Here is a 23,160-nt window from a genome sequence, read left to right on the forward strand (position 1 = left end):
TTCCCATGCCTTCCAACCTACACGACCACCCGAGTTTTTGTCACCGGTGAACGGCGGCGAGTGGATTCGCGAGCTTACCGGCAAACTGGAGCCCTCCGGACTGGTCCGTGAGGTCCAGCATATGCTTGTTGTTACGTAGCTGGAGGCGGTTCAGACATGAGAGGTCGAACTCCTCGGCGAAGAGGTCGTACTTCTCGAACTGCTCCGCCAGTTCAGGATGAGCGCTCTGATAGTCCGTGATGGCACCGGCCATGACGGCCCAGAATTCATCCTCGGCCAGCACGCCGTCGTCGGCCATGGTGCTTCCGAGGAATCGAAGGAAGCAGTCCATGACGTCCGTGAAGATCGCGAGCACCCGTTCCTTCTCCGGAACCTCTGCGCGGACGCGGGCAATGTGCTCCGGTACGTCCATGACGCTGCCCATCACCACGATCTCCTCACCGAGATCCTTCATGATCGACCGCACAGGTACGCCGTCCCGCAGCACCAGGATGAGGTTCTCGCCGTGCGGCATGAACGCGAGTTCGTAGGCAAAGAGGCAGTGCGCCACGGGGATCAGGTAGGCGTCGGCGTAGCTGCGCAGCCACTGCGCGCCGGTCAGCCCTGACCGCTGTACCAGTTCAGAAACCAACGAGGCACCGTCCACGTCGCGGTGCAGGAGCGCCGCCATGGTCATGAGTTGTTCACCGTCTTCGAGCTGCGGAAGCGGACTCTCCCGCCACAGCGCAGCGAGCATCTTCCGGTACGGCGACCCCGGAGCGGTCGCGGCGTGGAGGTGCTGTGGTCGGTACCCGATCGCGGCCGTCTCCCGCAGCAGCGTGAAACCCCGTTCGCGCAGCACTGTGTCCGGGTTCAGCGCCGCGGCAAGCCACTCGTTGATGGCAGGAGTCACTGCCATATATTCGGCGGACAGACCCCGCATGAATCCCATGTTCAGGATGGACAGGGAGGTCTTCACGTAGGAACGGTCCGGGGAGTCGCGGTTGAAGAAGGTGCGGATGGATTGCTGGGCCTGATACTGCTCGACGCCGGTGCCCAGGTACACGATGTTTCGGCCGGCAATCTCGCCCGCGAAGGTGACGCGGATCTTGTTCTCCCACTGCCAGGGGTGTACCGGCATGAGGAAGTAGTCCTCGGGTGGGCATCCTCGAACCTCCAGCTCCGCCTCGAACATCCCGAGGCGGTCACCCAGCTCGGCGAGCAGGTGATCGCGGTAATCCAGGCCAGAAAGGGCTGTGAATGCTGCCCGGCTGCGGTGCACGGCGATCCACTCAAGGTGGATCGGCCGGCCGCACTCGGGCGCGTAGGCGAGGTAGTCTTCCGCGCCGAAGCCGAGTCGGCCGTTGTTCGCCACGAAGCACGGGTGGCCCTCGGTCATGGAGCTCTCAACGGCCTGGAAGTCCGCTGCTTTATCCGCACCCTCGGTGATCCCTACGGCCAGCTCGGCCGAGGTGTAGCGCTGGAACTGACGCTTGTAGCTGGACCCGGCAAGGGTGCTGCTGATCTCCTCGAGGTACACCGGCAGGAGCTCATCCGGAATGCCGAGCCGGTCCTTCGTATCGAGGATGAACTGTTGTGCGTTGATTTCGGTACGATCCCCATCTACGTGCCGGGTAAGGCTCGCGGGGTCGACGCTCCAGTGGTAGAGCGCGCGGCGACGTGCGCTGAAGCGGTAGATGGCGGCGTCGTCGTCGGACTTAAGGAGGTAGGCATCGCCGCCGGCGTTCTCCGGAGCCAGGATGCGCTCGTGGGCGAACTCCGCGATGGCCTTGCAGGTGAGGTGGCGGTTGGCGTCCGCCCACACGGCGGGCGTGAGGAACTCTTCGGTGGCCGGATCAAGGGCGGGGGCAAGTGTCATGGGGAAACTTCCTGGAAGGTCGAGAGGAACTGGCTGCGGGTGCAGAAGCTGAGCAGCGCCCGTTTGCCGGGCAGTTCGATGGTCGAAGAGGGCTCAAAGCCCACGCGCGCGTTCAGTGCATGGACCTTGGTGTTGCGGACATCGGGTTCGACGACGACGCGCTGCACATCCGGATCGGAGAAGAGGTGCTCGAGGATGAACGTGATGACCGCCGTCGTGAAGCCGGGAACCGGCACCTCAGTGCGCGGGACGAGGAGGTGCATGCCTACGTCCCCCGACTGGACTGGGTACGTGGCCCCTACGGGGTCGTGGCCGGGGAGATAACGCTCCGTCAGGAACCCCGCGGTACGCGCGCCTTCGCCGTCGTCGTCGTTATAGCCAAGGTAGGCGTGGTGGGTCTGTGACTCGTGGATGGCGGTGTATTCGCGCATCACGTCGGCGAGTGAGGCTTCCTGCATGTCCCAGAACCGGGCGTGCGGATCGGTGACCCAGCTGTGGAGGAGAACTGCGTCGCGCGAGGGATCCACCGGGGCGAGGGTGAAGTTCACAGGGCGGCTCCGACCGGCGCCTGCGGCACGTCTGATCCGCGCACCGGCGCACCGAAGTGCTGGAACGCGATGCGCTCCTCGATCGGGTAGTACTCCCAGCCGAGCATTTCGCGGATGATCACCGAGTTTCGGTAGGCTCCCATTCCGAGATCCGGCGCGCTGAAGCCGTGTGTGTGAAGCTCGGCGTTCTGGACGAAGATTTCGCCCGGCGTAACGCTGTATTTGCGGCTCACGTCGAACTGCCCGTCCGGCAAGCGCGCGATGCGATCACCGACGCCTGCGAGGAACGCCGGTTCCGAGTAGCTGTAGCCGCTGGCGAGAACCAGACCGGCGGTGTCGAGCGTGAACGCGTGGCCTTGTTCCACGTGCGTCAGTGCGAGCTCATAGCCGTTCTTCCCCGGCGTGACCTTCTCGAGGGCAACATTGGTGTAGAGCGATGTCCGCGGCTGGCTCTCGACGCTGCGCAGGTACAGCAGGTCGTAGATCTCGTTGATGAGGTCCGCGTTGATGCCCTTGTAGAGCTGCTTCTGCGCCCTGCCCAGGGTCTCGCGCTGACCTGCCGGGAGTGCGTGGAAGTAATCGACATATTCGGGCGAGGTCAGCTCGAGCGTGAGTTTGGTGTACTCGAGCGGGAAGAACCGCGGCGAGCGCGTCACCCAGTCCAGCCGGTAGCCGTGCGCTTCCATGTCCTGCAGCAGGTCGTAGTAGATCTCCGCTGCGCTCTGGCCGCTGCCCACCACCGTAATGGATTCGAGCGACTGCAGTTGCGCTTTCCGCTCCAGGTAGCGGCCCGAGTGCACGACGCCGGAGCCCGGCTGCTCCTCGAGCGCCGCGCAGTGCGCGGGAACAGTAGGGGACGTTCCGGTCCCGAGGACCAGGCGCCGGGTGAGGTACTGCACCTGCGCCCCACCCTCGGTGACGGTGAGGCGGTAGAGCCGCGCGCCGTCGTCGTAATCGACCGACACCACGTCGCTGCCGAAGCGGACATTGGGCAACTGCTCGGCCACCCAGGCGCAGTAGCGGCTGTACTCGGTGCGCAGCGGGTAGAAGTTCTCGCGGATGTAGAACGGATAGAGCCGGCCGGTGGACTTGAGGTAGTTGAGGAAGGAGTAGGGCGAGGTGGGGTCGGCCATGGTCACGAGGTCTGCCATGAACGGCACCTGGAGGTGCGCCGTTTCGAGCATCATGCCCGGGTGCCACTCGAACCGGTCTGCGCGGTCGAGGAAGAGTCCGTCGAGCTCGGCGATGGGGGCGGTCAGCGCGGCAAGTCCCAGGTTGAATGGGCCGACGCCCACGCCGATGAAGTCGTGAATTCGCGTGTTCATGCCCGGCTGCCCTCCAAATTAGCGGCCGTCCGCCGGATGAGGTCGAGGATCGCTCGCAGATCGCGGGCGCTGGTGTCCGGGTTGAGGAGGGTGAACTTGAGGAACTGGTCGCCGTCCACCACGGTGCCGGCGACAACCGCCTCCCCCGAGGCGAAGATTGCCTTCCGGATGGCGTCCTGGGTGACGGTGAGTTTTGTTTTTGGCGTATATCGGAACACGAGGGTGCTGAGCTGTGGCGGTGCGGCGAGCTCGAAGTCCTCCGTTGCGTCGATCTCCGCGCCGAATTGGGTGGCCAGTGCGATGACCTCATCGAGCATGGTGCCGATCCCGTCAGCGCCCATGATGCGCAGCGTCAGCCACAGCTTGAGGGCGTCGAAGCGGCGAGTGGTCTGCAGGCTCTTGTTGACCTGGTTCGGCAGCACTTCGCCGCGCGGGTTGAGGTAGTCCGCGTAATGCGTGACGTGGCCGAGCATCCGGGCGTCCTTCACGAGCACCGCACTGGAGCTGACGGGCTGGAAGAAGGTCTTGTGGTAGTCGACGGTCACCGAATCCGCGTGCTCGATACCGGCGAGCCGGTTCCGGTGCCGGAGCGAGGTGATGAGACCACCGCCGTACGCGGCGTCGACATGCATCCAGGTACGGTATCTGCCGCACAGCTCCGCGATTTCGCTCAGCGGGTCGATGCTGCCGAAGTCGGTGGTGCCGGCCGTTGCGACCACGGCCATCGGCGTTAGACCATCGCGGACGGCCGCTTCGAGAGCCGCCGCCAGGGCGCCAGGGCGCATGCGCCGGTCGGCATCGGCGGGAACGACGACGACGGCCTCTTCCCCCAATCCCAGCAGCCGGGCCGACTTCTGCACGCTGAAGTGCGCGGCGTCCGAGGCGAAGATGCGGAGGGTTGAGTGCGGCGCTGTGGCCGCCGCCGTCGTCGGTGTGTTTGATGTTGCGCCGGCGTGGCTGCGGGCCATCAGGAGGGCCTGCAGGTTGGACTGGCTGCCGCCGCTCGTGAAGACGCCGTCGGCATCGGGGCCGAGCCCGAGGCGGTCCGCTGTCCAGGTGATGAGCGCGCGCTCGATGAGCGTTGCGCCCGCGCTCTGGTCCCACGTGTCAAGGGACGAGTTGACCGCGGTGAGGATGGTTTCGCCAAGCAGGGCCGGGATCACCACTGGGCAGTTGAGGTGGGCGGCGTAGCGCGGGTGGTGGAAGTAGACGGCGTCGCGCAGGTACACCTCCTGAAGTTCGGTGAGGGCGTCGCGGGTGCTGTGCAGTGGGCTGTCGAGGTCCACGTGGTCGATTGCCACGGAGACGTCGGCCGGCGTGCGTCCGGTGAACGGCGCATTTGTGGAGGCGAAGGTCTGAACCACGGCTTCGATTCCGCTGGCGAGTTCAGCTGCATAGCGGTCGGTATTGCGCTGGTTCATCAGGAGGGGCGCGGCGTCGAGGAGCCGCTCAAGGTGGTCGAATTCGCCCAGCGGCTGGGCGGGATCGAGCAGGGATCTGTTCATGGTTCCTCACAGGTCGGAGTTAGCTAAGGCTATCCTTACCAAAACACTTGTGAAAACCAAAAAGAGACGCCCCGCGGGTATTCGCGGGGCGTCATCACTTGAACGTTTTATCTGACTCTTGGGCCGCGGCGCTCTTTGGAACGGCTGTCGTCACAGGATCGCCAACATACCGCAGGAGCGCCGGTCGAGGTCAGGATCGCCGGGAAGTCCCTACGATCCTGCGCAAAACCGGCGCCTTTGCGCCAACAATCAGGCTTCGCGGGCCTTGGTCGCCAGCTTCTCGAACCGCTCAGCAACCGGCCAGCGCACCTTGGTGGCCCAACCAAACTTCTCGAAGATCCAGATTGTCCGGGCGGAGATGTCGATCTGCCCCTTGTCCACGCCATGGCGGGCGCACGTTGGGTCGGCGTGGTGCGAGTTGTGCCAGGATTCGCCGAAGGAAGCGATCGCGAGCGGCCAGAAGTTACCGGCCTTGTCGCGGGAATGGTAAGGGCGCTCACCCACCATGTGGCAGATCGAATTGACCGACCAGGTGACATGGTGCAGCACCGCAACGCGCACCAGGCCGGCCCAGAAGAACGCCGTCAGCGCTCCCCACCAGCTCTGGCTCACAAGTCCGCCGATCAGCGCGGGCAGGAAGAGTGTCACCAGGACCCAGACACCGAAGAGGCGGTCAATGCGCAGGATCATGGTGTCCTTGAGCAGGTCCGGGGCAAAGCGCACCTTGTTGGTCTCATCCCGCTCGAACAGCCAACCCATGTGCGCATGCCAGAAACCCTTCAGGAGCGCCCAGGGCGAGTCGCCGAAGGCCCACGGCGAATGGGGATCGCCGTCGGTGTCTGAAAATGCGTGGTGCCGACGATGGTCGGCTACCCAGGTGATCACCGATCCCTGTACGGAGAGAGACCCGGCGATCGCCAGCGCGGCCCGAAGCGGCTTGTTGGCACGGAAGGATCCATGCGTGAAGTACCGGTGGTAGCCGATGGTCACGCCGAGTCCGCTGATTACGTAGAAGACTAGGAAGAGGACGATGTCGGTCCAGGCCAGACCCCAACCCCACGCCAGCGGGACGGCGGCGATCAGCGCTGCGATCGGAAGAAGCACGCCTACGTAGACGGCAATCTGGGTCTTCAGCGGCCGCGGGCCGTCGAGGATGGGCCTCGGGCTGGTCTGGTCCGGGTGCTCGCGGGCGTAGGTCTGCAAGTCCACCCCCGAGTCGGTTTTGGACGGTCGGAAACCGGACTTCGTGGTGGTGCGTCGATTGTCGATGCTGGTCATAATGGAACCTGCCTATTGTGCTCCTGCGCGAGCCTTGAGTAAGAGTGAAACGCAGATATATGCCGCGCTGTTTATATGTTGCTGAGAGAATCTTTATGGTTACGCGGGCGTAACTTACGCCAGCGTAGGTTACAACGAGCCGAGCGGCAACTATTCTCCCTGCCTCCGTCTTTGCTGACGCGCAGGCACAAAGCTAGTAGATTCAATAAACGGCGTTGAGGGAGGAAGACATGGGCGATAACACCCCGCACATCGACAACCGGTACAGCCCCATCTACCAACGGGGTGGAACCGGGCAGCGCCCTAACGGGTCAACACCCGGGCCAGCCTCCGGGCCGGCGGGCGGGCAGATGCCCGCCGCCTCGCAGCAGCGGCCGCCGTCGTTCGCGCAGGCGCCGGCCCCATCGGATGCGCCCAAAGTCCACACCCCGCCGGGAGCGCAGGCCCCGTCCGGCACGCCCGCTCCATCGGGAGATCAAGCGAACATCGTGGAGGTGCTGCCCGAAGGGGCGCCGCGGCCGGTCGATCGGTCACGCGGCACCGGCCCTGCCATCCTGAGGATCAATCCGTTTGTCGTAGTGCTTTGGCTCGTGGGCGCCGGCGTCATGGCTATTGGCTTGTGGGTACTGTTCGCCCCCATGCAGATGGACGAATCTTCACTCACCGAACCGTTCCCGCAATGGATCTTCATTGTCGGTCAGTCAGCCGGCGGAATACTGATGAGCGGGGCCATCATCCTCACTGCAGCGGGCGTGCTGAGCGCATTGTTCTGGGAACGCCGGCGCCGTCGGATGTCGCCGGCATCGGCGTGGAGCGCGGAAAAGTAGCGCTACTTCCTGGTTCGGGCGCCTGCCGCCCGTTCGGCTTTTTCGAAGGCCGTTTCGAGCTCCCGGACGGCGGTCTCGTAGCCGGGGGCGCCGGCGTCGTCGTCGTTCTCGGGTGATTGCTCGCGGAGTGCCGCAGCATTTCGCATGCTCCGCACCAGCTGCGCCGTTTCCGGCCGCTTGAGGTTGGTCATGTCGGGGTAGTCGATTGCCACCGCGGGATCCAGCTCGTAACTGACCCAGCGCTGCAGCACGGACTCGTGCCGGGCTCGCAGGGCAGCCCGCGCGTGCTCAACTTGCGTTCGACGACGACGCGCAATCCGCTCCTGCTCACCGCGCCACAGCCAACCGCCGGCCAGTCCGACGCCGAGCATCCCCGCGAGCCCGATCACGGGAGCCGCCGGAGGAACCAGGGCGATCCCCGCAATGATGGCTCCAAGCGAGGCGAAGCCACCCGTGAATCCGTACCAGAATGCGCCCTCGCGATCATCGTGTGTCAGGCAGCGGGAGACGGCCAGCGCGGTGAGAATGGTCAGGACATAGACAACGACGACGGCGAGCGCCGCCTGCAAGGGTAGCGCCAACAGGCCCGGCATCGGTCTTCCTTCCGGCAACAAGAGCCGATAGTGGAAAGTGTCTGCCCTTCCAGTACAGACTTCCGGCGGGTCAGAGTCAATGGGCGTTGCCGGACCGCAACGCGTTTGTGCGAGGCTTGGTCCCGTACCCAGTCATCGACTCTCCAATAGGTGACCGTTTCAGTGCTGAAACGGTCACCTATTGAGGAGTGGATTCAAGAGTCTTTGTCAGGAGGTTTGGCATGCCGGTGTGGGTCCAGGCGTTCCTGTGGGGCGTGCTTGCCGGCGGAGCGCTGCTGGTCGGGTCGGGCATTGCGTGGCGGTGGCGGGTACCTGCACGAATTGTCGCGGCAGTGATGGCGTTCGGCGCCGGAGTTCTGATTTCCGCGCTGGCGTTCGAGCTGGTCGCCGAGGCTTCGGAGACGGGCGGCATCTGGGCGACGGCGGGCGGATTCCTGGCCGGTGCAGTGGTTTACGTTGCGGCGAACGCGCTCCTGGCCCGCCGCGGTGCAGCACATCGGAAGCGGTCCGGAGATCAGCAGCCTTCGGAAGACCAAAGCGGTGGGAGCGGCAACGCGATTGCGCTGGGGGCACTGCTGGACGGCGTGCCGGAGTCGGTGGTGCTGGGGGTTGGGCTCATTACAGCGGGATCGGTGAATCCGGCCGTGCTCATGGCAATCTTCATCTCCAACGTGCCGGAGGGCTTGTCCAGTACAGCGGGCATGCGGAACTCAGGGCGCAGTTCGCGGTACGTGTTCGGGCTCTGGGGCGGGATCGCACTCCTGTGCGGAATTGCATCGCTGGCGGGTTATGCGCTGCTGGACGGAGCGTCCGGCGGGACGATCGCGTTCATCACGGCAATCGCGGCAGGCGCAATTCTTGCGATGGTGGCGGACACCATGATCCCGGAGGCCTTCGAGAAGCAGCAGTTGTGGACGGGCTTGATCGCCTCGATCGGGTTCCTGACCTCATTCATGCTGAACGGGCTGACCGGTTAACGCAGCATCCCCGCCGGTGCGCGACGGGGATTCGTGTGCGTGAGTGGGCCCTGTGGGGCTCGAACCCACGACCCACGGATTAAAAGTCCGATGCTCTACCAACTGAGCTAAAGGCCCCACGCCATCCGGGCAGCCCGAATGACCTATCCACTTTATCGCACCCGGTCGCCGCATCAACAACCGGCCCTTCCAGCCCCGCCTTCCGCGAAAGTCGGTCGAATTCGTCAAACGCGACCGATCATCGGGCGGGATTGTCGATTTCGACCGAAATTGCGCGGTGAATGAGTTGACCGGGTTAACGGCACTAACCCGACACCGTCTCCACGATCCGCAGCGCCTCCACCAGCTGGCGGTACAGTTCATCGGTCGCGAGCAGCTCCTCATGCGTCCCGCGGGCGCGGATCCGCCCGGCCTCCATCACGAGGATCGCGTCGGCGTCGATCACCGTCGACAACCGGTGCGCGATCGTCAGCACGGCACCGGTGGCAGCCCGGGACCGGATGCAATCGTGAATGGCGGCTTCGGTCAACCCGTCAACCTGCGCTGTCGCCTCATCGAGCAACAGGACGTCCGGCGTCCGGAGCACCGCCCGAGCAAGCGCGATCCGCTGCCTCTGCCCACCCGAGACCGACGTACTCGACAGCGGCGTATCCAAACCCTCCGGCAGCGACAAAACCTTCTCATCGAGCCGCACCTCGCGCAACGTGTCCCAGATTTCCTCTTCGGACGCATCCGGGTGGGTGAACAGCAGGTTGTCGCGGATGCTGCCCGGCACAATCGGCGTCTCCTGCTCCACATACGCGAGCCTTTTCCGAACCTCCTGGTGCGTGTAGCTCGAGTACGGCCTCCCGTCGAGCAGAATTTCCCCCTCCTGCGGCTCGATGAACCGCAGCAGCAGGGAGAACAGGGTGGTCTTCCCGGCACCCGACGGCCCGACGACGGCGGTGTGCCCCCGGCGCGGAATCCGCACCGACACTCCATCGACGGCGGGCGGTGCGTCCGGCCCATAGGCCGCGTGGACGTCGCGGAACTCGATCACGGCGTCGGTGGCATCGCCGCCCAAGGTGGCGCCGCCGTCGTCGTCGTTGTCGACTTCCAGCTCCAGGCTCTGGATCTGGCGGATCCGGGCGGCAGCGGCGAGGCCGGACTGCAGGGCTGTGACGTTCTGGGTGAGTTCGGTGATCGGCCCCATGATCTGGAACGCGTAGAGCAGGAAGGCGATGAGGCTGGAGACCTCGAGCACGCCGAGGCCCACCCGCCACGCGCCGACACCCAGCACCACGATGATCGCCAGTTGGATCCCGCCCCACGCGATGGTCCAAGCGAAGGCCTGCGTCTTGATGGCCCGGACGCTATGTGCGGCGGACTCGCGGGCGTCAGCGACGATGCGTTCGGTTTGACGCTCCTCGGCGCGGCTCGCCTTAACGGTACGAATGGCCCGTAGTGCACCCTCCAGCACACCGCCGAGGTTGCCGATCGACTCCTGCGCCTGCTCCTCAGCCTTCGCGATCCGCGGCATCAATAGCGCAAACAGGATGCCGACCACCACAATGGACGCCAGCGTTGTCCCAAGCAGCACCAGATCCAGCACGCCCATGAGCACAAGGGTTCCGATCAGCGCAATGGTCCCGTTGACCAGGCTGACCGCGCTCGACGACGCCGCCTCCCTCAGCAGTACGGTGTCGGAGGTGACGCGGGTGACGAGTTCACCGGTGGGCCGCCCGGTCAGCTCCGCGACCTTCGCCCGGAAGAAGCGCTTCACCATCGACTCGCGGGCTTCGAGCACCACCGTTTCCGCGAGCGTACCCAGCAGGATCCACTGCCACAGGCCCACTGCTGAGCCGACCACAAGCAGCCCAACCAGCACCAGGATCGGCTCCACCAGCGACTCGGACGCTGCAACCGAATCGAGCACCCACTTGGTGACCATCGGCGTCGCGAGCATTGTCGCCGTCGTCGCAAGCGCCAGAACCAGGCCCAGCACCAAGGTTTTGCTGTGCGGGCGTATGAAGGACCAGAGGATGGCCAGGCGGGGGTAACGCGGAGTTTCCGGGCTCATGTACACATCATGGCGCTGGGCGCGGCTTTGCACATCAGCCGGAAGAATGACCCCGGCGCCCGCTCATCCGGGTCGCGTTGCCAAATTTCGGTCGAGCTTGTCTTTTACGTCCGATAATCGGGCGGCGTTGTCGATATCGACCGAATTTGTGAGACGACGTCCCGACGACGACGACGACGGCGACGCCCGCCCGCCCGGCGCTAGCCCGCGGTTGGGTGCAGGAGTATTCTCGACACATGGACGGCGAGTACATCAACAACAGCCCCAGGCACCACAAGCCCAAGCCGTTCGCGCCTGTGGACTTCGAGATCTTTCCCGGCGGCGCTGACCCGTCCCGCGTCTCCGAAGCCGCCCACCTCTCTGCGCACGCCCTTGTCCATCACGGCCGCGAGGCCGACGATCCCGAGATCACCGAACGCCTGGTGAAACTCGCCGACCAGCAGGGGCTCGAAGCGGTGGCCGAACTGTGGGCCGAGAGCCCGGCCCGGTCCCTGCCCGGCGCGCTGTGGCGGCTGTATGCGCTGCGCGCCGCGACCCAGCAGAATCCCGAACGCATCGCCGCCTACTTCAAAGCCGGCAAGGAAGTTGCCCAGGTCTCCAAGGTGATTGCGGGAGTCGCCGAGCCGCCCGGCGCCGACGAGGTGCAGAGCATGGCGGACACCATCCTTTCCGGCGCGTTCGAGGGCGAGTTCGACGTCGCGCTCGAACGGTTCGCGGCGTTCTGCCGCGTGGTCGCGCTGGGCCAGACCAACCACGCCGACGACGCCGAACCCTCCAACGGCGCCCACGCCAGCAAGCTCACGCGCAGCTCACATCAACTGGTGAAGACCGCCGAGGACCTTGAGCACGCGGCTGCTTCCTGGCGCCGCGGCGAACTCGACTGACCCCTCGCTCACAAGGCCGGCAAGACCGTTGACTCTGCGCAGGCGAAGCGGCACCGAGTCAACGCTCCTGCGCCTCCACAGCGGATTCGTTGGCTAGGTGCGCTGAAGCGACGCTGCCCCATGACCGGGATAGGGTCGATGGATGAAGGAACTGAAGCTCACCGGACTGTGGATGCTGTCCATAGGCCTGCTTCTTGCCCTCGCCATGGCCGGCCTGATGCTTATCTCGCGCACCACGGATCCCAACGGCGCCCCGATCCTTCCCTCGCTCCTACTTACGGTGGGTGGCGGCGCGGCCGTCATCGGTCTGGTGCTAGTGATCATCGGCCTGTTGATCCGCCGGATGCGTGCCTGAGCAAATTCGTGATGAACCGCCGGGAACGTCGGCTCTGTGCAGCTGAAGCGGCATCCAGTCAACGATCCTGCGGCAGCACAGCGGATTCGTTGGTCAAGCGCATGACGTGCCCGAAACGGCTAGAACCGTAACCAACTGCCCGTCGTCGTCGCCCGGTTGACATGCAGGCGGACGAGTAGAAGACTGAAACTGGTGTCGAACCGTGGAACCCCCGGGCTTCAACATTTAGCCGCTTCGAGCGGCCTTCCGCCGAGAGGCGCTCCCGGTTCGGCGCCATTTTCGCGTCCTTTGAGGACTGACAACTGAAGACTGTCACAACGGAGTGGACAGGTATTCTTAGGCAGCAACCGTCCGTGCAACCCTAGGTGTCCTTTGTGAAGCTTCGCCTCTTCCCCCAGGAGAATGCAGGACTCGAACTGCTCTCCAGCATGGCCCAGCAACTGGTGCTCGGCGTACGCAGCATGTCCGGCATCCTCGGCGCATCCACCCAGGATTACGACCAGCTCGCCGAGGAACTCCACCAGTACGAGGCCACCTCCACCGACCTGCACTTCGCCCTCCTGACCTCCATGCGGACCAGCTTCATCAACCCGCTGCCGCGCGAGGACCTCTACGCGATGTCCCGCCTGCTCAGCGAAGCCATGGAGAAGCTCGACGGCGCGGCCGAGCTCATTGCCCTGTACAAACTAAGCAAGCTCAGCCGGCGGGCAACGGAACAGCTTGAGGTCATCACCCGGCAGGCTGAACTGACCGCCGAGGCGATGCGCCAGCTGACCTCCCTCGACGACCTTGAGGACTATTGGATCGAAATCCTCCGCCTCGCCAAGCGCGCTGAACGCACTCACCGCATCTGGTGCTCCGAACTGCTCCACGACCACAAACCACTTGTCTACGCAAGGCATCGTGACGTCGCGAACCAGCTCGTCGACGTCACGAAGGACATTCGCAAGGTCGCAACCCACGTCGGCGCGATTCTCGTCAAGGAATCGTAGGTGGAGGTCTTCCTCCTCGGCGTCGTTGTGCTTCTGGCGGGCGGCTTCGCGTTCATCAACGGCTTTCACGACGTCTCCAACTCCATCGCCACCTCCGTCCGCACCCGCGCTCTGACGCCCACTTTGGCAGTGATGCTTGCGGCGGGGTTCAACCTCATCGGCGCCCTGATGAGTACAAGCCTGGCCACGCTCTTCACCGGCGAGAGCATCAGCCTGCCCGCCGGCCAGAGCGGTCTCGGCATTCTGCTCGCGGCGCTGCTGTCCGCCTGCGCTTGGGGGGTCTTCACCTGGTACCGGGGGAAGCCGTCGTCGTCCACCCACGCGCTCATCGGCGGCCTGATCGGGGCTGGCGGGGCGGCCGCCTTCCTGGGCCGAGGGTCCATTGGCGGCTCGGACCGCGTGTTCCTCCTCGAGATCGCGCTTCCGCTGCTTCTCTCCCCGCTGGTGGCCTACCTGCTGGCCTACATCATGGTGTTCCCGGCCACCTGGCTGCTGCGCCACAATTCGCCACGGAAGGTGAATACCGGCAACCGGATGGCGCAGGCGGTGCTCACGGGCACATTCGCTCTTGGGCATGGCCTGCAGGATGGGCAACGCACCATGGCAGTGGTTGTGCTCGCGCTGATAGGCGCCGGACTTTACGACGGCGGCGGCGTCCCGGTCTGGGTGCAGGTCTTCGCCGCTGTGCTGCTTGCCGCAGGGTCACTGTGCGGCGGGTGGCGCATCACCCACACGCTCTCCAACCGACTGGTCCGCATCGACCCTCTGCGCGGCATGACGGCCCAGGGCGTCAGTTCGGTGATGCTGTTTGTCGGCGCACTCTCCCTGCACATGCCGCTCTCCAGCACGCACACCATGACCTCGGCAATTGTCGGCGCGGGCGCCAACCAACGCTTCGCCACCGTCCGTGGCCGCGTATTGCGGTCCGTCCTCCTGGTGTGGATTACGACGGCGCCGGCCACCGCACTGCTCTCGGCGATCCTCTACCTCGCGATGAGTCCGCTGCTCTAGCGTGCGGACTATCCGAAGCCTGCGGACTACCCGAAGCGGCCGGAAACGTAATCCTCAGTGGCCTTCTGCGTGGGCATGTTGAAGATGTTCGTCGTTTCGCCGTACTCGATGAGCTTGCCGGGCTTACCGGTGCCCGCGATGTTGAAGAACGCCGTCTTGTCCGAGACACGCGCCGCCTGCTGCATGTTGTGCGTGACGATGACAACCGTGTACTCGCTCTTGAGCTCATTGATGAGGTCTTCGATGGCGAGGGTGGAGATGGGGTCCAGTGCGGAGCACGGCTCGTCCATCAGGATCACCTCGGGGGACACGGCGATGGCGCGCGCAATGCAGAGACGCTGCTGCTGCCCGCCGGAGAGTCCCGAGCCGGGACGGCCCAGGCGGTCCTTGACCTCGTTCCACAGGTTGGCGCCGCGCAGGGACTTCTCCACGAGGGCGTCGGCGTCCGACTTGGAGATCCGCTTGTTGTTGAGCTTCACGCCGGCCAGCACGTTGTCGCGGATGGACATGGTGGGGAACGGGTTGGGGCGCTGGAACACCATGCCGATCTGGCTGCGCACGGTCACCGGGTCCACGGCGGAGTCGTACAAATTGTCGCCGTCGAGCAGCACTTCACCCTCAACCCGTGCACCCGGAATAACCTCGTGCATGCGGTTCAGGGTGCGGAGGAAGGTGGACTTGCCACAACCTGAGGGGCCGATGAAAGCGGTGACTGAGCGTGCCTCAATGCTGATGTTGACGTCTTCCACGGCGAGGAACTTGCTGTAGTAGACGTTGAGGTCTTTGACGTCTATGCGCTTGGACAATGGGAATCCTTCTGGTTGTGCCGGCGGGTCAGCGGCTGGTCTTGGGAGCGAAGAGGCGGGCGATCAGGCGTGCCAACAGGTTCAGGAGCATGACCATGATGATCAGCACCAGCGCGGCAGCCCATGCACGCTGCGTGCTCGGGTCAATGGCGGTCGGGGAGGTCGGGGTCAGGATCTGGTAGTAGATGAACGTGGGCAACGTGCTCATCCAATCGCCGAAGACGTTCCAGTTGATGGAACTCGCGAAGCCGGCAGTCACCAGGATGGGCGCTGTCTCACCGATTACCCGCGCGATTGCGAGGGTGACGCCGGATGCGATCCCGGAGATCGCCGTCGGAATCACCACGCGTGTGATGGTGCGCCATTTCCTCACGCCAAGGGCGTATGCGGCCTCGCGAAGCTCGTTGGGGACGATCTTGAGCATCTCCTCGGTGGAGCGCACAACAACCGGGATCATGAGCACCGAAAGCGCGACCGCGGCAACAAAGCCCGTGCGCGTGCCCGGACCGAAGATCTGCCCGAAGAGCGCTGCGGCGAACAACCCGGCGACGATTGAGGGGATACCGGTCATCACGTCGACGAAGAACGTGATGGCTCGCGCCAGATGGCCACCGGTGGAGTACTCCACGAGGTACACGGCCGTCAGAAGCCCGATCGGCACCGAGATGAGCGTTGCCCACAGCGTGATCTGGAGGGTGCCCACAATGGCGTGGTACGCACCTCCCAGGACCGGGGTTCCTTCGGCGACCGTCTGGTTGTCCACCGCACCGGTCACGCCGTTCATGGACGTGAACAGGAAGTTGTACGTCAGCCCCGGCACGCCGCGTTCCAGCACCGTCCAGATGACGGAGAGCAGGGGCAGCAGGGCAACGAGGAAGGCGCCGTAGATAAGGAACAGCGCGAGCCGGTTCTTCGCCTTCCGCCCGCCTTCGGCAACGGCGGTCACCACCGTTCCCGCGACAATGAAGATAAGTGCGCTGAAGAGCGCCCACGGAACAATACTGAAACCGACGACGGCGGCGAGCGCGGCACCGAGCACCAGGGACGCGGCGAGCACCACCCACATGGCGTAGGAGGGCAGCTTGCCCTTGGTGAGCTGCGAGCGGCGCGGGGTCAAGGTTGCATTCGCCATTAGTTAGCCCCCGAGAATTCTTTGTGACGGCTGATGATCCAGCGCGCAATGACGTTGACGGCCAGCGTGATGACGAAGAGCACCAGACCTGCTGCAATGAGTTCGGCCAGGCGGAGGCCGTACGCCTCGGGGAAGTTGAGGGCGATCTCGGCTGCAATGGTCTGGTTGCCGGACTGGATGAGGCTGGCGGTTAGCCCGCCGCCGGAAAGCACCAGGGCAACGGCCATGGTCTCGCCGAGTGCGCGGCCGAGGCCCAGCATGGCGGCGCTGATGATTCCGGGGCGTGCGAAGGGCAATACGGCCATGGTGATCATTTCCCACCGGGTGGCGCCCATGGCGAGCGCGGCTTCCTCATGCAGGCTTGGCGTCTGGAGGAAGATCTCGCGGCTCAGCGACGTGATGATGGGCAGGACCATGACGGCGAGCACAATGCCGGCGGTCAGCATGGTGCGGCCGGTCTGGCTGGCTGGGCCTTCGAAGATCGGGATCCAGCCGGCGTTGCGGGCAAGCCAGTCGTACGCGATGGCCAACTGCGGCGCCAGCACTGCGTAGCCCCAGGCGCCGTAGACCACGGACGGGATGGCGGCGAGCAGGTCGATCACGTAGCCGAACCCCTGGGCGAACCGCCGTGGCGCGTAGTGCGAGATGAACAGTGCCACGCCGATCCCCAGCGGCGTCGCGATCAGCAGGGCGATGGCGGCCGCGATGATCGTTCCGATGACGATCGGGAAGATGTAGGTGAAGAAGCCTTCTCCACCCGTGATCTCCGATGGGTCCGCGCCGAATACCGGGAGGGCCTCAATGATCAGGAAGACGGCGACGCTGAAGAGGGCTGCCAGGATCAGGCAGCCGGCGGCGAGGGAAGCGCCGGAGAAAATCTTGTCTCCGGACTGACCTGCACCACCTGCTCGTTTCAGTGCATTCGTGGACACGTGGGGACCTTTCGGCGCTGCGCGGGGTTATCAGACGGGAGTGACGAAATCGACGAAACTGTTCCCGCTCTTACAAGGTACCTGCAACCCGGTAAGGTCGCAGACAGAATACTGCAGACAGCCAGCAACCCCGCCAGGTCATTTCTGACCTGGCGGGGCGTTGACAAATGGTCAGGAAGCAACCTGGATGGAATCGATGGCTTCCTGGGCCTGCTCGCGCAGGGTTTCGGAGATCGGCGCGTTTCCGGCCGAGCCCTCTGCAGTGCTCTGGCCTTCCTCGCTGACCGCGTAGGAAGCGAAGGCCTTGACCAGGTCAACGGTCTCCTGGTCCTCGTAGGCGCTGCAGTAGATGTGGTAGGACACGAGAACGATCGGGTAAGCGCCCGACTCAGTGGTGTCACGCTGCAGGTTCAGGGACATATCGACGTCGCTGCGTCCTTCGACCGGCTCGGCAACCTCGACGGCGCGCGAGGCGGCTTCAGCGCTCAGCGGCACGTATTCCTCTCCCACCTTTACGAGCGCCTGGCCCAGGTCGCCGACGGCGGAAGCGTCGGTGTAGGTGATGGCACCCTCGGTTGAGGAGGTGGTGGAGACAACGCCGTTGGTGCCCTGGGCGTTCTCAGCCACGATCTCTGCGGGCCAGTCGCCGGACACCTCGTAGGTCCAGACATCAGGTGCTGCCGCGGCCAGGTATTCGACGAAGTTCTCGGTGGTTCCGGAATCGTCAGCGCGGTGGACAACGGTGATCGGCAGGTCCGGGAGTTCCACGCCCTCGTTCTGGGAGGCGATGGCCTCATCGTTCCAGTTCTCTACCTGGCCGGCGAAGATGGATGCGATGGTGGTGGCGTCGAGGTTGATCTCCTCGATGCCCGGCACGTTGAACGCCACGGCGATCGGCGAGACGTACGCAGGGATGTTGATGGCGCCGTCGGGCCCGCAGATCTCCTTGGAAGCCTCGTACTCCTCGTCATCCAGGTAGGCGTCCGAACCGGCGAACTGCACACCCTCGGCAAGGAACGCTTCGCGGCCAGCACCCGATCCGTCCGGCGAGTACTGGAGGGTTGCCTCTGGGTTGAGTTCCTCGAAGCCGGTCTTCCACGCGGTCATGGCTGCATTCTGGGAGGATGCGCCAGCGCCGGTCAGCGTTCCGGAAACCGTGCTTTCGGGGGCTGTACTTTCGCCGCCGTCAGCTCCCGCGTCAACGGCGTTGTCCGAACCGCACGCGGTGAGGGCCAGGGCGGCCACCGAGATTACTGCCGCAGCGCGGCCAAAGCGAAGAGCCTTCACTTGAATATTGCCCCTTCCAGGGTTTTGAACATCCGGTACGCAAAACACGTTAGGCACCGCAGGTAACGAGACTGACGGGTCAAAGTGAACGAAAGGTGAACGGTAGGCGGATTCTTGGCTCACCACGCCCAGGAACCCTTGAGAATTCGACAAAATGCACTATGCGGATGCTTCGCCTGTTCGAGGGCAGGGTTCTCATCTTGGCCCACTACGCTGAACGGATGACCTCCGACAGCAGCATCGACAAACAACCCACGGAGGATGAGTCCCCGCTTCAATCAGCCCCTGCGCGGGCGGGACGGCCCGTCCGCTGGCGTCGGCTCCTGCTGGGTCTCGGCGTCGTGCATGCTTTGGTGGTGGGCTTCAGCCTGATCGTCCCGCTGCTGACCGGAGAGGCTCGCGGGCAGACACTTTTCAGCGTCTACTTCGACGTGAACTATGAAGGCAACTTCCCCACCTGGTGGGCAGTGGTGCAGCTGACCGCCGCTACGGTTACCCTGCTGTTCGCCGCGCTACTTTCCCGTTACCAGAAGGTTCGTGGGTCTGCTGCCTGGTGGATACTCGCCGCGATGGTGTTCCTCCTCTGCCTCGATGAGGGAACCTGGCTGCATGAGCGGCTGGACGGTCTTGCGATGCAGTTTGTGGACGTCGATGACTTCACATTCGTCTGGTTGATCTTCGGCGTGCCGGTGGCTCTCGTGACCCTGGTGATGGCCGTCCTGAGCGCCCGCTACCTGCCTGAGCAGTCCACCCGGCTTATTATCCTGGGCGTAGCCACGCTGGTTTTCGCCGGTGTCGGGCTTGAGTTCGTCGCCGGGGAACTGATCCGCCTTGAAGTGCCCACGGCGGTGCTTGCGCTGGTCTACCACTTCGAGGAGTTCCTGGAACTGGTGGCCGGCGCACTGCTGCTGGTTGCCCCGCTGGCCGCGCTGCGGGTCCGTTCAACCGGACAGTCGACTCACTTCGCCCTGCTGGTCCGTTCCTAAGCGGTAGTGTCTTAGCGTATGACCCGGCGTTCACGGCTGGACCGTGCCCGCTCCTTTGTGCGCAACCGTTCCCGCGTTGGCCTGCGGAGGAGCCAATCCTCCGTGCTTCCGGCCGTGCAGATCACTGTGTGCGCCGTGGGAGCCTATGCGTTCGCCGAGCAGGTGCTGGGCCATGAGGGGCCGCTGTTCGCTGCGACGTCGTCATTGATCGCACTCGGCTTCTCCAGGGACCCGCGCCTGCGGCGTGTCCTTGAGGTGGGCATCGGCTGCACGCTCGGCATCGCGGTGGGCGATGTCCTGCTGGCGACGCTCGGCACAGGACTCTGGCAGGCCGCCGTCGTACTCTTCATTTCCGTATTGCTGGCGAGATTCCTCGACAGCGGAACTATCTTCACCACGCAACTCGCGCTGCAGTCGCTGCTGGTGGTGCTCCTGCCCGCACCGGAGGGCGGTCCGTTCACCCGGAGTGTGGACGCCGTGATCGGCGGCGGATTCGCGCTTTTGATCACCGTGCTCGCGCCCCGGGACCCGCGCCGTGAGCCCAAGGGGGACGTCCGCAAGCTGCTCGGCGAACTGTCCGGCGTACTGCGGGAGAACTCCCGGGCCCTGACCGACAGCGATTCCACCCAGGCCTGGCACGCGCTCATCCGCGCGCGGAACTGCCAACCCATCATGGACGGACTCTCCGGATCCATGCGGGCAGCCGCGGAGGTTGCGCGCCTATCCCCGGCGTACCGGCGACATCGCGACGAACTCGGCGAACTGCGCGGCTCAATCCAGTTCATCGACCTCGCTGTGCGCAACAGCCGCGTCTTCTCACGGCGGCTGACTTCCGTGATCAACCACGCTGCCCTCTCCGACGACGCGGTGCGCTCCCTCGCTGAAATGATCGAGGACACCGCCGACGCCGTAGATGTCCTTGCGCTCGCGCTCTCCTCCTCCACAACAACCGAACGGCGTGAGCACCTGCGCCGGGCACGCGAGGACCTCGCCGCCGTCGCCACCCTGTTGCACCCAGCCCGCCTGAACGTGACACGCCTTGAGGGTGAGGGCCTGGTCATCCTCTATCGGCCGCTCGTGGTGGACCTCCTGGAGTCCACCGGGCTCTCCCACGAGGACGCCGCCGGGTACCTGCCGAAGCTCTAGCCGGGTTTTGTCGGACCCAGCCGGTACGTTTGACGCATGCCTACGAAGACCTCCCGATCACGCACCCAAGCCCCCGCTTACCGTTGCGGTGAGTGCGGCTGGACCACCGCCAAATGGGTGGGCAGGTGCGGTGAGTGCCAGGCCTGGGGGGCGGTGGAGGAAACAGCCGCGGCAGGGGTAGCGAGAACGACGGCGGCAACTACAGTCGCGCGGCCAGCGCTGCGCATCGCTGACGTGGACGCCACCAGTGCCTCCTACCAGCCAACGCAGGTGGGCGAACTGGACCGCGTGCTCGGCGGGGGGCTGGTGCCCGGTGCCGTGATCCTGGTGGCCGGGGAGCCCGGCGTCGGCAAGTCCACGCTGCTGCTCGACGTCGCAGCGAAGGTTGCGCGGTCAGGCCGCAGTGTTTTGTACGTGACGGGAGAGGAGTCCTCCGCGCAGGTGAAGCTGCGGGCCGAGCGCATCGGGGCACTGGCAGACACGCTGTACCTCACCGCGGAGTCGGACCTCAGCCAGGCGTTGGGCCAGGTGGAGAAGGTGGATCCGGCCCTGCTCATCGTGGACTCGGTGCAGACGCTCAGCAGCCCGGCGGTGGATGGCAGCGCAGGCGGCGTCACCCAGGTAAGGGAAGTGGCGGCGTCGCTCATTGCTGCGGCCAAAACCAGGGGGATGACAACCCTGCTGGTAGGACACGTGACGAAGGACGGTTCCATTGCCGGTCCGCGGCTCCTGGAACACCTGGTGGATGTGGTGTGCCAGTTCGAGGGGGAACGGCACTCCCGGCTGCGGCTCATGCGTGCCGTCAAGAACCGGTACGGTCCCACTGATGAGGTGGGGTGCTTCGATCTGACTGACACCGGGATCGAAGGACTCGCGGATCCCAGCGGTCTCTTCGTTTCACGCACCAAGGAGCCGGTGGCAGGAACCTGCATCACGGTAACCCTTGAGGGACGCAGGCCGTTGCTGGCGGAAGTGCAGGCGCTGCTGGCCGAATCGGCCAACGCGCAGCCGCGGCGTGCCACCAGTGGCCTGGACGGTTCACGGGTGTCCATGCTCCTGGCCGTGCTGCAGCGCAGGGCCTCGCTCCAGCTCCATAAGGATGACAGCTACGTGGCCACGGTTGGCGGCGTGAAGCTCAGTGAACCGGCCACTGATCTCTCGGTGGCGCTGGCTATCGCCTCGGCGAAGACCAATCAGGCGCTGCCCTCGCGGATGATCGCATTCGGTGAAGTGGGCCTGGCCGGCGAGGTGCGCCCAGTGCCTGGAATCTCCCGCCGCATCCAGGAGGCGGAGCGCCTCGGCTTCACCCACGCCGTCGTACCCGAATCACCCAACGGGCCCGGGCGCATCCCGCCCGGCTTCACGGTGAAGCAGATCAGCACGCTCACAGAAGCACTCGAGCTGCTGTTCTGACCTCCCACATGGCCTATCGCACCTCCCTTGGCGCCCAAATCCGCTGAACGTTACGCATTTGAATAGAAACTCGGCGCTCAGGCGGATGCGTGCTCCCATAGGATAAGGAACTGTTGGGCTGTGCGTTCGCCTGCCCAACTTCGAAGAGGGAGTGAGATGGTACGCAGTCCGGAGGACGCGTTGAAGGCAACCCTGGCGCGGGTGGCACCAGGTACGCAGTTGCGCGACGGCCTTGAGCGGATCCTGCGCGGCCGCACTGGCGCGCTGATCGTCCTCGGCTTCGACCGCACCGTCGATTCCATCTGCTCCGGCGGGTTCGACATCGGAATTGACTTCTCCCCCACCCGCCTCCGCGAATTGGCGAAGATGGATGGCGCAATTGTCTGCGACCGGGACGCCAGCAATATTCTTCGCGCCGGCGTGCAACTGGTGCCCGATCACCGCATCGAGACCCAGGAATCCGGCACCCGGCACCGGACGGCGGAGCGCGTGGCCATCCAGACAGGCGTTCCGGTGATCTCGGTCAGCCAGTCCATGCAGATCATCGCCCTTTACGTGGACGGACTGAGGCACGTCCTGGAAGGCTCCGAACCCGTGCTGGCACGCGCCAACCAGGCCCTCGCCACCCTGGAACGGTACCGGGCGCGGCTGGATCAGGTCACCGGATCGCTGTCGGCACTGGAGATCGAAGCCATGGTCACCGTGCGCGACGTCGCCGTAACCCTGCAGCGGCAGGAAATGGTGCGCCGCATCTCCGAGGAGATCTCACAGTACGTCCTTGAGCTCGGGATCGACGGCCGGCTGCTGTCACTGCAGGTCGAGGAACTCACCACGGGGCTCGGCCCCGGCAGCGAGATGGTGCTCCGGGACTACTCCGGGTTGGGCGGGGAGGTTGGCCCTGTGGAGGAGCAGCTCGCGCAGCTGCAGGGCTTCAGCTCCACTGATCTCATCGACCTCGGCACAATCGCGAGCGTCCTGGGGTTCAATCCTTCCACGGACTCACTCGAAGCGGTGGTGCAGCCCAAGGGATACCGCCTCCTGTCCGGCATTAAGGCTGTACCGCCCACTGTTGCCAACCGGCTGGTGGATCACTTCGACGGCCTGCAGAACCTTATGGCAGCCAACATCGACGACCTCATGGCCGTTGACGGCATCGGTGAACAGCGTGCGCGGACAGTCCGTGAGGGCCTCTCCCGTATCGCCGAGACCAGCCTCCTCGACCGCTTCATGTAGCGAACCGCTTCAT

The 23,160-nt window shown here is 64.9% G+C and carries 21 protein-coding genes and 1 tRNA gene; 10 read left to right on the forward strand and 12 right to left on the reverse strand.

Annotation, left to right across the window (positions count from 1 at the left end; genetic code table 11):
* Nucleotides 1–40: 40 nt before the first annotated feature.
* The 5 genes from ACX80C_RS17095 to ACX80C_RS17115 all read right to left on the reverse strand — a co-directional run bounded on the left by ACX80C_RS17095 (nt 41) and on the right by ACX80C_RS17115 (nt 6,514).
* Entirely contained in the window at nt 41–1,858 is a 1,818-nt protein-coding gene (locus ACX80C_RS17095) for an IucA/IucC family protein (protein ID WP_459327666.1), read from the reverse strand.
* Nucleotides 1,855–2,406: a GNAT family N-acetyltransferase gene (locus ACX80C_RS17100; RefSeq protein WP_459327667.1), complete on the reverse strand. Its 552-nt coding sequence runs from the start codon at nt 2,404–2,406 to the stop codon at nt 1,855–1,857. The genes ACX80C_RS17095 and ACX80C_RS17100 overlap by 4 nt, the downstream gene beginning before the upstream one ends.
* Nucleotides 2,403–3,731, reverse strand: a complete 1,329-nt coding sequence (locus ACX80C_RS17105; RefSeq protein ID WP_459327668.1) for a lysine N(6)-hydroxylase/L-ornithine N(5)-oxygenase family protein — start codon at nt 3,729–3,731, stop codon at nt 2,403–2,405. The genes ACX80C_RS17100 and ACX80C_RS17105 overlap by 4 nt, the downstream gene beginning before the upstream one ends.
* Entirely contained in the window at nt 3,728–5,236 is a 1,509-nt protein-coding gene (locus tag ACX80C_RS17110) for a pyridoxal phosphate-dependent decarboxylase family protein (RefSeq protein WP_459327669.1), read from the reverse strand. The genes ACX80C_RS17105 and ACX80C_RS17110 overlap by 4 nt, the downstream gene beginning before the upstream one ends.
* A 249-nt stretch (nt 5,237–5,485) precedes the next feature.
* Nucleotides 5,486–6,514, reverse strand: a complete 1,029-nt coding sequence (locus ACX80C_RS17115; protein WP_459327670.1) for an acyl-CoA desaturase — start codon at nt 6,512–6,514, stop codon at nt 5,486–5,488.
* A 230-nt stretch (nt 6,515–6,744) separates the two neighbouring features.
* Here ACX80C_RS17115 and ACX80C_RS17120 point away from each other — a divergent pair, with 230 nt between their 5' ends.
* Nucleotides 6,745–7,341, forward strand: a complete 597-nt coding sequence (locus tag ACX80C_RS17120) for a hypothetical protein (RefSeq protein ID WP_459327671.1) — start codon at nt 6,745–6,747, stop codon at nt 7,339–7,341.
* Nucleotides 7,342–7,343: 2 nt separating this feature from the next.
* Here the strand turns inward: ACX80C_RS17120 and ACX80C_RS17125 are convergent, their stop codons facing one another.
* Nucleotides 7,344–7,934, reverse strand: coding sequence for a hypothetical protein (locus ACX80C_RS17125; RefSeq protein WP_459327672.1), 591 nt, complete (start codon nt 7,932–7,934; stop codon nt 7,344–7,346).
* Nucleotides 7,935–8,155: 221 nt separating this feature from the next.
* Here ACX80C_RS17125 and ACX80C_RS17130 point away from each other — a divergent pair, with 221 nt between their 5' ends.
* Nucleotides 8,156–8,911: a ZIP family metal transporter gene (locus ACX80C_RS17130; RefSeq protein ID WP_459327673.1), complete on the forward strand. Its 756-nt coding sequence runs from the start codon at nt 8,156–8,158 to the stop codon at nt 8,909–8,911.
* A gap of 44 nt (nt 8,912–8,955) precedes the next feature.
* On the opposite strand, the gene ACX80C_RS17135 is transcribed toward ACX80C_RS17130, so the two are convergent.
* Together ACX80C_RS17135 and ACX80C_RS17140 are read right to left on the reverse strand one after the other, a co-directional pair.
* Nucleotides 8,956–9,028: transfer RNA gene (locus ACX80C_RS17135), tRNA-Lys, on the reverse strand.
* Between the two features lie 187 nt (nt 9,029–9,215).
* Nucleotides 9,216–10,970: an ABC transporter ATP-binding protein gene (locus tag ACX80C_RS17140; RefSeq protein ID WP_459327674.1), complete on the reverse strand. Its 1,755-nt coding sequence runs from the start codon at nt 10,968–10,970 to the stop codon at nt 9,216–9,218.
* 236 nt (nt 10,971–11,206) lie between these two features.
* Here ACX80C_RS17140 and ACX80C_RS17145 point away from each other — a divergent pair, with 236 nt between their 5' ends.
* From ACX80C_RS17145 to ACX80C_RS17160, 4 genes are all read left to right on the forward strand, one after another.
* Nucleotides 11,207–11,854 (forward strand): hypothetical protein, encoded by a 648-nt coding sequence (locus ACX80C_RS17145; RefSeq protein WP_459327675.1) that lies wholly within the window; start codon nt 11,207–11,209, stop codon nt 11,852–11,854.
* A gap of 142 nt (nt 11,855–11,996) precedes the next feature.
* Nucleotides 11,997–12,209 carry a hypothetical protein gene (locus ACX80C_RS17150; RefSeq protein ID WP_459327676.1) on the forward strand — a complete coding sequence of 71 codons (213 nt, stop codon included), beginning with the start codon at nt 11,997–11,999 and terminating at the stop codon, nt 12,207–12,209.
* Between the two features lie 374 nt (nt 12,210–12,583).
* On the forward strand, nt 12,584–13,201 hold the full coding sequence (locus tag ACX80C_RS17155; protein WP_167995644.1) for a nuclease PIN: 618 nt from the start codon (nt 12,584–12,586) through the stop codon (nt 13,199–13,201).
* Nucleotides 13,202–14,212 carry an inorganic phosphate transporter gene (locus ACX80C_RS17160; protein WP_459327677.1) on the forward strand — a complete coding sequence of 337 codons (1,011 nt, stop codon included), beginning with the start codon at nt 13,202–13,204 and terminating at the stop codon, nt 14,210–14,212. It begins immediately after the preceding gene.
* A 26-nt stretch (nt 14,213–14,238) separates the two neighbouring features.
* On the opposite strand, the gene pstB is transcribed toward ACX80C_RS17160, so the two are convergent.
* The 4 genes from pstB to pstS all read right to left on the reverse strand — a co-directional run bounded on the left by pstB (nt 14,239) and on the right by pstS (nt 18,369).
* Nucleotides 14,239–15,018, reverse strand: a complete 780-nt coding sequence (pstB, locus tag ACX80C_RS17165; protein WP_167995642.1) for a phosphate ABC transporter ATP-binding protein PstB — start codon at nt 15,016–15,018, stop codon at nt 14,239–14,241.
* Between the two features lie 28 nt (nt 15,019–15,046).
* A complete protein-coding gene (gene pstA / locus ACX80C_RS17170) occupies nt 15,047–16,150 on the reverse strand; it encodes a phosphate ABC transporter permease PstA (protein ID WP_459327678.1) in 1,104 nt (367 codons plus the stop codon).
* On the reverse strand, nt 16,150–17,082 hold the full coding sequence (gene pstC, locus ACX80C_RS17175; protein WP_167995640.1) for a phosphate ABC transporter permease subunit PstC: 933 nt from the start codon (nt 17,080–17,082) through the stop codon (nt 16,150–16,152). Before pstC ends, pstA begins: the two co-directional genes overlap by 1 nt.
* Before the next feature lie 171 nt (nt 17,083–17,253).
* Nucleotides 17,254–18,369 carry a phosphate ABC transporter substrate-binding protein PstS gene (pstS, locus tag ACX80C_RS17180; protein ID WP_459327679.1) on the reverse strand — a complete coding sequence of 372 codons (1,116 nt, stop codon included), beginning with the start codon at nt 18,367–18,369 and terminating at the stop codon, nt 17,254–17,256.
* 221 nt (nt 18,370–18,590) lie between these two features.
* Between pstS and ACX80C_RS17185 the strand changes: the two genes are divergently transcribed.
* The 4 genes from ACX80C_RS17185 (at nt 18,591) to disA (ending at nt 23,147) form a co-directional block, all read left to right on the forward strand.
* Nucleotides 18,591–19,355, forward strand: a complete 765-nt coding sequence (locus ACX80C_RS17185) for a hypothetical protein (RefSeq protein WP_459327680.1) — start codon at nt 18,591–18,593, stop codon at nt 19,353–19,355.
* An 18-nt stretch (nt 19,356–19,373) separates the two neighbouring features.
* The gene (locus ACX80C_RS17190; RefSeq protein ID WP_459327681.1) at nt 19,374–20,501 is read left to right on the forward strand and encodes an FUSC family protein; all 1,128 of its coding nucleotides are present in this window, start codon (nt 19,374–19,376) and stop codon (nt 20,499–20,501) included.
* Nucleotides 20,502–20,537: 36 nt separating this feature from the next.
* Nucleotides 20,538–21,914: a DNA repair protein RadA gene (radA, locus tag ACX80C_RS17195; protein WP_459327682.1), complete on the forward strand. Its 1,377-nt coding sequence runs from the start codon at nt 20,538–20,540 to the stop codon at nt 21,912–21,914.
* A gap of 156 nt (nt 21,915–22,070) precedes the next feature.
* Nucleotides 22,071–23,147: a DNA integrity scanning diadenylate cyclase DisA gene (disA, locus tag ACX80C_RS17200; protein ID WP_459327683.1), complete on the forward strand. Its 1,077-nt coding sequence runs from the start codon at nt 22,071–22,073 to the stop codon at nt 23,145–23,147.
* Nucleotides 23,148–23,160 lie beyond the last annotated feature (13 nt).

Source organism: Arthrobacter tecti (assembly GCF_054511355.1).

Coding starts and splice junctions, on each gene's coding strand:
- ACX80C_RS17150 (WP_459327676.1), top strand. CDS start 11,997: ATGAAGGAACTGAAGCTCACCGGACTGTGGATGCTGTCCATAGGCCTG.
- ACX80C_RS17190 (WP_459327681.1), top strand. CDS start 19,374: ATGACCCGGCGTTCACGGCTGGACCGTGCCCGCTCCTTTGTGCGCAAC.
- ACX80C_RS17115 (WP_459327670.1), bottom strand. CDS start 6,514: ATGACCAGCATCGACAATCGACGCACCACCACGAAGTCCGGTTTCCGA.
- ACX80C_RS17140 (WP_459327674.1), bottom strand. CDS start 10,970: ATGAGCCCGGAAACTCCGCGTTACCCCCGCCTGGCCATCCTCTGGTCC.
- ACX80C_RS17145 (WP_459327675.1), top strand. CDS start 11,207: ATGGACGGCGAGTACATCAACAACAGCCCCAGGCACCACAAGCCCAAG.
- ACX80C_RS17125 (WP_459327672.1), bottom strand. CDS start 7,934: ATGCCGGGCCTGTTGGCGCTACCCTTGCAGGCGGCGCTCGCCGTCGTC.
- ACX80C_RS17095 (WP_459327666.1), bottom strand. CDS start 1,858: ATGACACTTGCCCCCGCCCTTGATCCGGCCACCGAAGAGTTCCTCACG.
- ACX80C_RS17130 (WP_459327673.1), top strand. CDS start 8,156: ATGCCGGTGTGGGTCCAGGCGTTCCTGTGGGGCGTGCTTGCCGGCGGA.
- disA (WP_459327683.1), top strand. CDS start 22,071: ATGGTACGCAGTCCGGAGGACGCGTTGAAGGCAACCCTGGCGCGGGTG.
- ACX80C_RS17185 (WP_459327680.1), top strand. CDS start 18,591: ATGACCTCCGACAGCAGCATCGACAAACAACCCACGGAGGATGAGTCC.
- ACX80C_RS17120 (WP_459327671.1), top strand. CDS start 6,745: ATGGGCGATAACACCCCGCACATCGACAACCGGTACAGCCCCATCTAC.
- radA (WP_459327682.1), top strand. CDS start 20,538: ATGCCTACGAAGACCTCCCGATCACGCACCCAAGCCCCCGCTTACCGT.
- ACX80C_RS17105 (WP_459327668.1), bottom strand. CDS start 3,731: ATGAACACGCGAATTCACGACTTCATCGGCGTGGGCGTCGGCCCATTC.
- pstA (WP_459327678.1), bottom strand. CDS start 16,150: ATGGCGAATGCAACCTTGACCCCGCGCCGCTCGCAGCTCACCAAGGGC.
- ACX80C_RS17110 (WP_459327669.1), bottom strand. CDS start 5,236: ATGAACAGATCCCTGCTCGATCCCGCCCAGCCGCTGGGCGAATTCGAC.